Source organism: Burkholderia sp. Se-20373 (genome assembly GCF_017104705.1).
In the GTDB taxonomy this organism is placed as follows: domain Bacteria; phylum Pseudomonadota; class Gammaproteobacteria; order Burkholderiales; family Burkholderiaceae; genus Burkholderia.
The window spans coordinates 116639-127528 of the sequence record NZ_JAAGPH010000006.1 but is presented as its reverse complement, the minus strand read 5'-3'; the positions used below and the strand labels follow the sequence as shown (position 1 = coordinate 127528).

The window sequence follows — 10890 nt, the reverse complement described above, 5'->3', positions numbered from 1 at the left end:
TCTTCAGTTTAAACCTGTTACTGTTTTCGGTTCAGTTAAGAACCGGTCGCTCACTCAAAGCTGACAGGAATATGAATCACTTCATAAACCTGACTTACTTTAGTGTGAGACTCTTGATACTTTCGCTTTCTGATCCGAGGATCAGCTCGCTTCCATCAAGCGCCCACACTTATCGGCTGTTAATTTTTAAAGAGCAATCTGCGAGGAACTTCGTGTTTCCCGGCAGCGCTGCGTTTTCAGCAGCAGAGAAGCGAGATTATGAACCGTGTTTCGCCGTTCGTCAACAACTTTTTACACTGCATCGTTGCGACTGCGGGGCTCAACTTCCAGGCCAGCTGCGCGCTCCAGACTCCAGCACACCGCCCACCTTGCTTCCCTTTTCCCGCGCCGCGTTTCCGTTAGCGCGAAAGAGGCGTGATTGTAGGTAGCTCGCGACGTTCGCGCAAGGGGTTTGAAGCAACTTTTTTACAAAAGCTGCAATTCGGCCAGCCGGCCATGTGTCGGCACGAGACCGCTTATGGTGCAAAGAACGGACTAGAATGTGAGGCTCTTCGCCTCTTTCTATATACGTCTTTAATATGCGCCAGCGAATCGCCAAACGCCTCCCCCCCGATGCCGACAAACTGGTCGGCCTGTCGCTTGCGCTCTTCGCCTCGGGCAGCCGCATCGAGGACCGCTTCTGGGAAGCGAAGCTCGATGCGCTGCTCTCCAAGATTGTCCGCAACGGCAACCAGACCACGCTCGACGCAGCGCTCGACCATCTGCAGCAGAATCATCCCGACGCCTACGGCGCGCTCGCCGACATGGCCGAGACGCACAGCGAGTCGATGGTGATCGAGCACGACGGCCAACCGTTCGATGCGCTGCTGGTCGCCGTCCCGGTTCTTGCATGGACGCGCTACATGATTCCATCGGGTCCGCTCAAGGGCGACGTTGCCGACGCACTTCGAACGCACCTGCAGGCGCACGTCCTTGCGAACGGTACCCTCGTCGGGCTTGCGCCGTTCCTCTACAGCATCGACCAGTTGCCGCGGCACCACGTCGAGACCTACCGGCTCGCCCAGCAGCTCGCGCATGGGGCGGTCAGCCAGCACACGCCCAAGCTCAGCTTCGGCGACCTGCCGGAAACCTCGCCGATCCTGGCCGACCCGCGCTTCCTGCTCGCCGTCGTTGCGGCCCCCGCCGGCGCACCGCTGTTCCGCTGGCAGGAAGAAGAAAACGGCAGCCGGATCGAACGCGGCCAATGCCTCGAGCAATGGACGGCCCAAGGTGGCCCGAACCTGTCGATCGCGCTGCCCGGCTGCGAATTCGAATGCCTGCTTCCGGACGCGTACTACTCGGCCTGCCGGGATGCGGACGAACGGATACGTCCACATACGGTCCGGACGGCCATTCGTTATCTATTCGACACACTTGGTGCAGCACCGCAAGAGCTGCGCGCGGTGGTCGCCGGCTTCGGCGAACGCCGTATCGACGAGTATCGTGTCGGCTTCACGCGGCGTGCCAGCAACGACGTAATCTACGGCGTCGTATGGCCGCTCTACGGCCGTGAAAACGGCGACATGTCGATCGACAGTGCGACGCTCGAGGGCGAAGCGCCGATCGAAGGCCCGGTCGAGGAAATCGTGAGTCTGCTGAAGGAATGCGGCGTAACCGACGTCCGGCGGCACGCGGGCCGCTTCGAGCCCGAATATTGCGATGACTGCGGCGTGCCGCTCTACGCAGATCCGCTCGGTGAAATCGTCCACGCAGAAATGCCGGAAGACGCGTCCCCCGCCCAGCCACACTTCCACTAATCCGCAGCACAACAGGCCCGACGGCCTGCCCACCTGAAGCCGCTCACGGTTCCCGCCGGAGCGGCTTTTTACTTGTCTGTCCTCCCGTCGCCCGAAATTTCATACTTTTCCTAAGCCTTTCAGCCAAGCAGACATCGTGTAAGGTCTTTGTCATTATCAGACCCAAGGCATGCCAGACGGCAGATCAATGGCTCACATTACGGAGGTTGAATATGCGGTTCCTGATGCTCAATTCAGACGCCGAGCGGCGTGACGGACTGAAGGCCCTGTTGCGACAGATCGACCGTCACGCCGGCATCAACGATGTGCCCGACAGTTTTCAGGCGCGCAGGCTGCTGCGCAACCAGCGTTTCGACCTGGTCGCGATCGACTGGCTCGACGTCGGCCGGCTCAGCGAGCTTCAGGCGCTCTGCAGCGCGTGCTCGCCGACACCCGTCGCCGTCCTCGTCGACGAAACATCGCCGGAGGCCATCCAGCGCTTCTTCAACTACGGTGTCGCCGGCGTGATCCCGCATTCCACGCGGCCACACCTGATCGTGCGTGCGCTCGAGATCGTGCTGCTGGGCGGACACTACATTCCGCCGATCGCGCTGCGCCTGCTGCCTTCCACTGCTGCGGCGCGCTACGATGCCCATTTCCAGACGCTCGCCGGGTCGCTTCCCCGGCGGCCGCCGAGCGGCCTCCTGTCGCCGCGGCAAGCGCAGATCATGCGCTTCGTCCACATGGGCAGCACCAACAAGATGATCGCTCGCACACTCGGCATCAGCGAAGGCACTGTCAAGATCCACCTCGCCAGCATCTTCCAGCAGCTCGGTGCCGCCAACCGGGCCGCCGCGGTCGCAATCTACAACGGCTGGCTGTCGCCCCATCTCGAGGTGCTGTTGGCGAACCGCAGTCGTGCGCGCAAGCCGCCCATCGGCGAACAGGGCCCGGTTCCGCTGCGTACGCAACGGAGTAACCGCCCGTACCCGTTGCCGGCCTCGATCGATAGCGCGCAGGACCTGCCGATCGCCGCCGAGCCGCCGGCGCGGTTCCGGCGCGAACGCTAGTTAAACAGTCTCGATATTGCGACGGTCGGTGTGTGCGGATTCCCACCTTTGATGCTCAACGAGTAATATGGACGCATGGGTTTTCTTTTCACACCGCTTCCGTTCTGGGTTGGCATCGGTGGCTGGATTGCCGCCGTGGCCCTGCTCGCGCTCGCGATCTGGAATCGTCCCTTCGTGCGCCTGCAGGACGCCACGCTCCAGCACGTGTGGCTCGCGCTCGTCACCGCCATTGCGGTCCTCTGGGCCTCGAATGCGTGGCTCGATGATGGCATCGTCATGCATCTGCTTGGCGCGACGCTGCTCGTCACGCTGTTCGACTGGACACTCGCACTGATCGCGATGGGCGCCGTCACGGCGGTCGCCGCGATCATTTTCGATGCGCCCTGGCAGGGCATTGGCCTGACCTATCTGATCTACGGCGCGCTTCCGGTCGCCGTGTCGGCATTGCTGCAGCGCGCCGCACTCGCATGGTTGCCGCACAATCTCGCGTCGTTCATTACCGGCCAGGGATTCCTGTCACCCGCCATCGCGATCATCGCGGTTGCCGCTGCCGCTGCCGGGGTCCAGCTCGCGCTCGCGGATGGCGTTCCCGTCGTGATTCCGGCCGGCTATCTGCTGAACACCGCGCTGCTCGCACTCGGCGAAGCGTGGTTCACCGGCATGGCGACTGCACTCATCGCTGTCTATCGTCCCGCGTGGGTCACGACCTTCGACGTCCGCCGCTATCGTCTCGGCGGCCCGCGCGCCTGAATTGCCCTTCGAAGGCGGCGCCGTCATCACGCGCCGGCCCCTTTCGCTCAGTACGGCAGAATGCGACATCTACTGCCGCACAACTTTTTTACGCTAAGATTGAACTCCGGTTCTTCATCGGGCATCTATACGTGCCCGATGTCTCATTCGCTCCTCACCAATAACCAGATGGACAGCTCTCCTGCGTCGCTCCGGATTTTCCGGGCGCTCGGCAAGCTGGCAGCCTGTATTGCGGGCCTGTCGCTTGCGCTTCCGACTCCGGCATTCGCCGATCTGCTCGACCAGCGCTCCGAACTGATCAACAAATTCGTCAACGAAATGCATGCCGATCCGCTCGCCGCCGATTGTGCAGCGCACGGCAGCTTCATCGCCAGCACGTCGTCGGCCTTCGACCGCGTCGACTTCGCGCCGAATGCATTCGACAGCGGCAACGCGACGATCACGCCATGGAACGACTCGTTCGACCAGGGCAAGCAGCGCGTGAAGGTCGACAATATCGTCACGGTCGACGGCCTCGGCATCCACAGCGACGGCAGCGACCCGACGCCGCTGAAATTCCGATGCGGCTATGTCGGTCAGCAGATGCTCGCGTTCAGCTGGAACGACCCGGTTCCGCCGCTTAAGCCGCGCGTCGAGCGCTCCTCGTCCTCGACGAAGAAATTCAAGGGCAAGTCGCACCGAGGCAAGGGCAAGGCAAAGGCATCGGGCCGTACCGGCAGCAAGAAGGCCGTCGCAACGAAAAAGTCGAGCGGCCAGAAGAAGGTCGTGAAGAAGACCGCGAAGAAGTCCTGATCCGCCGAAGCGGCATCCACAGAAGTAAAAAAGCCGGGGCATCCTGAGATGCCCCGGCTTTTTTCATACGGCGACGCTACGCTTACGCGAACGTGTCGACGTGCACCAGGATCGCCGCCAGCATCGCTGCGCCGAGCGCCGCGCTTCGCTCGCCGTTCCAGCCGACGCGTTCGTCGGGCAGGTTCGCGTTGTCCTTGAACGGCATCTCGAGCGTCAGCGACAGACAGCCGAACTGATGGCCGATGTACTTCGACGCGAGCTTGAGCGCGTCCTCCTTGTACTTGCTCGCGGCATAGCCGTGTTCAGTCTGGAAGTCCGGGCTCGCGACCTTGAACGCTTCGATGAACGCGGTCTGCTCCTTGCCCTGCTGCTCGGTAAAGCTCGGCAGCATCTCGGACCCGGCAACGAACACATACGGCAGATCCTCGTCGCCGTGAATGTCGAAGAACATGTCGCAGCCGATCGCATGGATTGCATCGCGCACGGCCAGCACCTCGGGGCTGCGCTCGGCATCGGGCGCCATCCACTCGCGGTTCAGGTTCGCGCCTGCGGCATTGGTGCGCAGGTTGCCATGCACGCTGCCGTCCGGGTTCATGTTCGGGACGATATAGAACGTCGCACGATCGTACAGCTTGCGCGCGACCGGATCGCCGGCCCAGCCGCCCCATCCGGCCAGCCGCTTGACGAGGCCTTCGACGAACCATTCGGCCATCGACTCGCCGGGATGCTGGCGCGCGATGATCCACACCTTCTTCTTCGGCGCGCCGTCGGCTTCCGGCGTACCGAGCGTCAGCAGCGACATCGGGCGACCTTCAACCGTGCGGCCGAGTTCGACGACGCTCGCCTGCGGCAACTGCTGGACCGCGCCGAGAAACGCCGCGTGACGCTCTTCCGAGTACGGCTCGAAATACGCGTAGTAGATGCTGTCGAATTCCGGCGTATGGTCGATGGTCATCGTCTTGCCGTCGAACGTCGTCGGCACGCGGAACCAGTCTACCCGGTCATAGCTCGCCACCGCGCTGTAATTGCGCCAGCCCGACGGATACGCGCATTCGGCAGCATTCTCGAACGTCATCACGCAGCGCTCGCCGCGCACGCCCGTCAAGCGGTAGTAAAACCATTGCGCGAATTCCGAGCGGGTGTCGCCGCGCACGCGCAGCCGAATCGCATCGGGACTGTCGCACGACACGACGTCGATTGCGCCTGCGTCGAAATTGCTGGTGATCGAAAGGGCCATCTGTCTCTCCTGGGGCGACCGGAACAGGCGGTGTAGCGCTTGCCCGGCCTCATGCATGCGCCGGCCGTCTCGTGAACGGCCGGCAGGGTCACTCGCCGACTCGCCGGCGATATACGTAAGTCGAATCGTTCGACGCCGCCGCATCGAACGCATAGCCTTCCGTCGCGAAATCCTTCAGCGCCTTCGGGTCGGTAATACGGTTTTCGACGATAAAACGCGCCATCAGACCGCGCGCACGCTTCGCATGGAAGCTGATGATCTTGTAGCGGCCGCCCTTCCAGTCCTCGAACACCGGCGTGATGACCGGTGCGACCAGCAGTTTCGGCTTGACCGACTTGAAGTATTCGGTCGACGCGCAGTTGACCAGCACGCGCGCCGTGCCGCTGCGCGTCTCGAGCTGTTCATTCAGCGCCCGCGTGATGCGGTCGCCCCAGAACGCGTACAGATCCTTGCCGCGCGCGTTCGCGAAGCGCGTGCCCATCTCGAGCCGGTACGGCTGCAGCAGGTCGAGCGGACGCAACAGCCCGTAAAGGCCCGACAGCACGCGCACGTGCTGCTGCGCATAGTCGAGATCGGTGGACGAAAGCGATTTCGCGTCGAAACCTTCATAGACGTCGCCGTTGAACGCGAGCACGGCCTGCTTCGCATTGGCCGGCGTAAAGGTCGACGACCAGTCGGCATAGCGCTGGAAATTCAGGCGCGCGAGCGGATCCGAGATATCCATCAGCGTTGCAATGTCCTGCGGCGACAGCTTGCGCAGGCCGTCGATCAGCTCGGACGCGTCGTCGACGAATGCAGGCTTCGTGTAAGACTGGACGTGCGCGGGCGTATCGTAGTCGAGGGATTTGGCTGGAGAGAGAACGATTATCATAGAGGCTCGCTGGCACGCCGTGCCTTGCGGTCAGACGAAAACCACCGATTGTAACGAATGACCCGCTCTCTCGCCCCGCACGCCGCGCATCGCGTCGTGCTCGACTCGAACGTCTGGATCGACATCCTCGTATTCGACGACCCCGCTACGCGCCCGATCCGGGCCGCGCTGGAACGCGGCGCGCTGGCCGCCGTGATCGACGGCCGCTGCCTGACCGAGCTCGAATACGTGCTCGACTATCCGCAGTTCCGGTCGCGCGCCATCGACAAGGCGGCCGCCCTCGCGACCGTCGCCCGGCTCGCGAGCCTCGTCGAGCCGCCGCCCATCGACGCCGACGCGCCGCCGCTGCCGAAGTGCAAGGACCGCGACGACCAGAAGTTTCTCGAACTCGCCCGCGCCGCCCAGGCCGAGTGGCTCGTGTCGAAAGACCGTGCGCTGCTGAAACTCGCGAAGCGCACCGCACGCGACTTCGGCTTCCGGATCGCGCAGCCCGCGCCATTTACCGAGGCCTGCTCGCTCGACGCCGCGCCGGACACGACCACGCCGGCCTGACCCACGCCGCACCACCCGATTTCGACCGTATCGATGAACGCTCCTTCAGACATGCCAACGACTCCCGTTTTCCCCTCGCGCCTGCCGAACGTCGGCACGACGATCTTCACGGTCATGAGCGCGCTTGCCGCCGAAAAAGGCGCGGTGAACCTCGGCCAGGGCTTTCCGGATTTCGACTGCGATCCGCGCATCATCGATGCGGTTGCCGCCGCGATGCGCAACGGGCACAACCAGTATCCGCCGATGGCCGGTGTCGCGCCGCTGCGCGACGCGATCGCGGACAAGATCGCGCAGGTCTACGGCCGGCGTTACGATCCGGCGACCGAAATCACCGTCACGGCCGGCGCGACGCAGGCGTTGCTGACCGCGATCATGTGCACAGTGCATCCGGGTGATGAAGTGATCGTCGTCGAACCGACCTACGACAGCTACCTGCCGTCGATCGAACTCGCGGGCGGCAAGCCCGTGTTCGTCACGCTGGAAGCGCCCGACTACGCGATCCCGTTCGACCGTCTGGCGGCCGCGATCACGCCGAAAACGCGCATGATCCTGATCAACACACCACATAACCCGACGGGTACCGTGTGGCGCGAGTCGGACATGCGCAAGCTCGAGGAGATCGTGCGCGGCACCAACGTGCTGATCCTGTCCGACGAGGTCTACGAGCACATGGTCTATGACGGCGCGCGCCACGAGAGCGTCGCGCGCTATCCGGAACTCGCCGCGCGCAGCTTCATCGTGTCGAGCTTCGGCAAGACCTATCACGTGACGGGCTGGAAGGTCGGCTATGTCGCGGCACCTGCCGCGCTGACCGCGGAATTCCGCAAGGTCCACCAGTTCAACGTGTTCACGGTGAACACGCCGATGCAGATCGGGCTCGCCGACTACCTGCGCGACCCGGCGCCGTACCTGACGCTTGCCGACTTCTACCAGAAGAAGCGCGACTTCTTCCGGGCCGGCCTCGAGCGCACGCGCTTCAAGTTGCTGCCCTGTACGGGCACGTACTTCCAGTGCGTCGGTTATTCGGCGATCAGCGACCTGCCGGAAGCGGAATTCTCGAAGTGGCTCACGTCGGAGATCGGCGTGGCCGCGATTCCTGTGTCGGCGTTCTATCACGAGCCGCACGAATCGGGCGTCGTCCGATTCTGCTTCGCGAAGCAGGAGAGCACGCTCGCGTCCGCACTCGAACGGCTCGCCCGCCTGTAAGACCCGCACGGGCGGTCGCACGCCGCCCTGCGGGAACCGCGCTTACGAACGCGCGGCGCTCGTCGCGTCGATATACGCCTTGCGCTCGGCCGCCACGCGCTGCGCGGCAGGGCGCTCGCCCACCTTCTTCGCATGCGCCTTCCAGTCGATGCCCGCATCGAGCAGGAAATCGCGCCCGAATACGGCTTTCGTCGCCATGCCGATGACCGGCAGATGGACCCACGCGGCGATGTCCGCGAGGCCGAACGACTCGCCGAGCACATACGGAGAAAACTGCGTCATCTGCTTGAATGCATCGATCGCGCGCGGCAGGCGCCTCTCGACGTGTGCCTTCATCCCGTCGCTGACCTTGCCGCCGAAAAACGCTTCAGTGTAGACCTCGCGCGCCATCCATTCGAGATACAGTTCGAGCGTCTCGATGAGTTCGCGCACCTTCGCGGCCGCGAACGGGCTCGCCGGGAGAATGCCTTTTTCGGGATAGCGCGCCGCCAGGTACTCGATGATCACCTGGGACTCGAACAGCGCGCCTTCTTCGGTCTTCAGAAAGGGAATCTTGCCGAGCGGCGAATCGGCGAGCTGTGCCGGATCGCTGACCGGCAATCCGCAAACCGACTCCTCGAACGGAATGTCGTGCTCGAGCAGGACGAACTTCACCTTGTTGTAATAGTTGGACAACGGAATACCGCACAGCTGTAGCATCGGAGTCTCCTTCCTTGCTGAAGCGCGGCCGCATCGATGTCGGCCGCATCGGGATTCATCGCGCTGAAAAGCACGTTCGTGCTAGTCTAAAGCAAGTTTCGCGTCCGTCACGACAACAATACCTCTGCTACGACATCGTCCGCATCAGCACGCGCTATGTGTCCGCTGCCGCAGCCCTGCCATCCGATGGAGACACGCTCGCATGAGTGCTGAACTGCTGGCCTCGCGTCCGCCCGAGAGCGAATCGACGCTCGTCCTCACGCTATCCAACCCCGGCGCGCGCAATGCGCTGCATCCCGACATGTACGCGGCCGGCATCGAAGCGCTCGCCACCGCCGAACGGGATCCCGGGATTCGCGCGGTCGTGCTCACCGGCGCCGATCGCTTCTTCTGCGCGGGCGGCAATTTGAACCGGCTGCTCGACAACCGCTCGAAGGATCCGTCCTACCAGGCCGACAGCATCGATCAGCTCGCCGCATGGGTAACGGCGATCCACGCTTCGACGAAGCCGGTGATCGCAGCGGTGGAAGGCGCCGCGGCCGGCGCGGGTTTCTCGCTCGCGCTCGCGTGCGACCTGATCGTCGCCGCGCACGATGCGAAGTTCGTGATGTCGTACGCGCGTGTCGGCCTGACGCCCGATGGAGGCGGTTCGTGGTTCATCGCCCGCGCGCTGCCGCGTGCGATCGCGGCCGAGATCCTGTTCGAAGGCAAGCCTGTTGCAGCCGAACGTCTGCACACGCTCGGCGTCGTCAACCGGCTCGCCGTGCCCGGCGCGGCACTGACCGATGCCCTGGCATGGGCCGATGCGCTCGCCGGCATCTCGCCGAACGCACTCACGCGCATCAAGTCGCTGCTCGACGACGCGGCGACGCAACCGCTCGACACGCATCTCGCCACGGAGCGCGATCATTTCGTCGCATCGCTGCATCATGCGGACGGTCTCGAAGGCATCACCGCATTTCTCGAGAAACGCCCGCCCCGCTACAAGCGCTGAGCGGTCGCGCCCGCTTTCGAATGGACCTGTCGCCACCGCATCGCCCCGATGCGGCACGGCGACGCCGCCATCTCGACGACTCGGGACGATACGCAATCGCCCCCGGCGCCATGTCGCGCAACACGCAAGCACGCGCATCCGCACGCACATTCCCGTCGCCAGCAGCCCACATCGATCCATGCTCTAATGACCGCCTGTCGCGGCGCTGCCTGCGCCGTTTTCGCGCATGCAACAAAGGAGTTCACGATGATCGACGTCTATAGCTGGGCGACCCCGAACGGCCACAAGGTGCACATCATGCTCGAGGAAACGGGCCTCGCTTATCGTGCCCATCCGGTCGATATCGGCGCAGGCGACCAGTTCAAGCCGGCATTCCTGAAGATCAGCCCGAACAACAAGATCCCCGCGATCGTCGATCCGGACGGCCCCGGCGGCCAGCCGATCTCGCTGTTCGAATCGGGTGCGATCCTGATCTACCTCGCGGAGAAGACCGGCAAGTTCCTGCCGACCGATCCGGCCGCACGCTACGCGACGCTCGAATGGCTGATGTTCCAGATGGGCGGCGTCGGCCCGATGCTCGGACAGGCGCACCACTTCCGCCTGTATGCGCCGGAGAAGATCGAGTATGCGGTCAACCGCTACACGAACGAGGCAAAGCGCCTGTACAACGTGATGGACAAGCGCCTCGGCGAATCCGAATATCTCGCGGGCGACGCGTACACGATCGCGGACATTGCGACGTTCCCGTGGACGCGCTCGTGGCAGAACCAGGGCATCGTGCTCGACGAATTGCCGAACGTGAAACGCTGGCACGAGGCGATCGCCGCGCGACCGGCCGTGCAACGCGGTGTCGAAGTGCTCGCATCGATGCGCAAGGCGCTGCAGGACGACAAGGCACGCGAGGTGCTGTTCGGTGCGACGCAATACGCGAAGCACTGACACGC

At 63.7% G+C, this 10890-nt stretch carries 11 protein-coding genes; 8 read left to right on the top strand and 3 right to left on the bottom strand.

Going from position 1 to position 10890, the window contains the following annotated elements:
- Positions 1-578 precede the first annotated feature (578 nt).
- The 4 genes from G3N96_RS03765 to G3N96_RS03750 all read left to right on the top strand — a co-directional run bounded on the left by G3N96_RS03765 (position 579) and on the right by G3N96_RS03750 (position 4387).
- Positions 579-1796, top strand: coding sequence for a DUF2863 family protein (locus G3N96_RS03765; protein ID WP_124582772.1), 1218 nt, complete (start codon positions 579-581; stop codon positions 1794-1796).
- Positions 1797-2008: 212 nt separating this feature from the next.
- Positions 2009-2845 (top strand): response regulator transcription factor, encoded by an 837-nt coding sequence (locus G3N96_RS03760; RefSeq protein ID WP_089440651.1) that lies wholly within the window; start codon positions 2009-2011, stop codon positions 2843-2845.
- Positions 2846-2920: 75 nt separating this feature from the next.
- Entirely contained in the window at positions 2921-3595 is a 675-nt protein-coding gene (locus tag G3N96_RS03755; RefSeq protein ID WP_124582770.1) for an energy-coupling factor ABC transporter permease, read from the top strand.
- 138 nt (positions 3596-3733) lie between these two features.
- Entirely contained in the window at positions 3734-4387 is a 654-nt protein-coding gene (locus G3N96_RS03750; RefSeq protein ID WP_041492904.1) for a hypothetical protein, read from the top strand.
- A gap of 82 nt (positions 4388-4469) precedes the next feature.
- On the opposite strand, the gene G3N96_RS03745 is transcribed toward G3N96_RS03750, so the two are convergent.
- Both G3N96_RS03745 and yaaA read right to left on the bottom strand, forming a co-directional pair.
- Positions 4470-5624: a M14-type cytosolic carboxypeptidase gene (locus G3N96_RS03745; protein ID WP_206136260.1), complete on the bottom strand. Its 1155-nt coding sequence runs from the start codon at positions 5622-5624 to the stop codon at positions 4470-4472.
- Positions 5625-5712: 88 nt separating this feature from the next.
- Positions 5713-6495 carry a peroxide stress protein YaaA gene (gene yaaA, locus G3N96_RS03740; protein ID WP_206136259.1) on the bottom strand — a complete coding sequence of 261 codons (783 nt, stop codon included), beginning with the start codon at positions 6493-6495 and terminating at the stop codon, positions 5713-5715.
- Positions 6496-6552: 57 nt separating this feature from the next.
- Between yaaA and G3N96_RS03735 the strand changes: the two genes are divergently transcribed.
- Both G3N96_RS03735 and G3N96_RS03730 read left to right on the top strand, forming a co-directional pair.
- On the top strand, positions 6553-7047 hold the full coding sequence (locus tag G3N96_RS03735; protein WP_206136258.1) for a putative toxin-antitoxin system toxin component, PIN family: 495 nt from the start codon (positions 6553-6555) through the stop codon (positions 7045-7047).
- Positions 7048-7080: 33 nt separating this feature from the next.
- Positions 7081-8253 (top strand): pyridoxal phosphate-dependent aminotransferase, encoded by a 1173-nt coding sequence (locus tag G3N96_RS03730; protein ID WP_206136257.1) that lies wholly within the window; start codon positions 7081-7083, stop codon positions 8251-8253.
- A gap of 42 nt (positions 8254-8295) precedes the next feature.
- Here the strand turns inward: G3N96_RS03730 and G3N96_RS03725 are convergent, their stop codons facing one another.
- Entirely contained in the window at positions 8296-8952 is a 657-nt protein-coding gene (locus G3N96_RS03725) for a glutathione S-transferase (RefSeq protein ID WP_206136256.1), read from the bottom strand.
- A 202-nt stretch (positions 8953-9154) separates the two neighbouring features.
- Between G3N96_RS03725 and G3N96_RS03720 the strand changes: the two genes are divergently transcribed.
- On the top strand, positions 9155-9946 hold the full coding sequence (locus G3N96_RS03720; protein WP_124582760.1) for an enoyl-CoA hydratase: 792 nt from the start codon (positions 9155-9157) through the stop codon (positions 9944-9946).
- Positions 9947-10192: 246 nt separating this feature from the next.
- Positions 10193-10885, top strand: coding sequence for a glutathione binding-like protein (locus G3N96_RS03715; protein ID WP_206136255.1), 693 nt, complete (start codon positions 10193-10195; stop codon positions 10883-10885).
- Positions 10886-10890 lie beyond the last annotated feature (5 nt).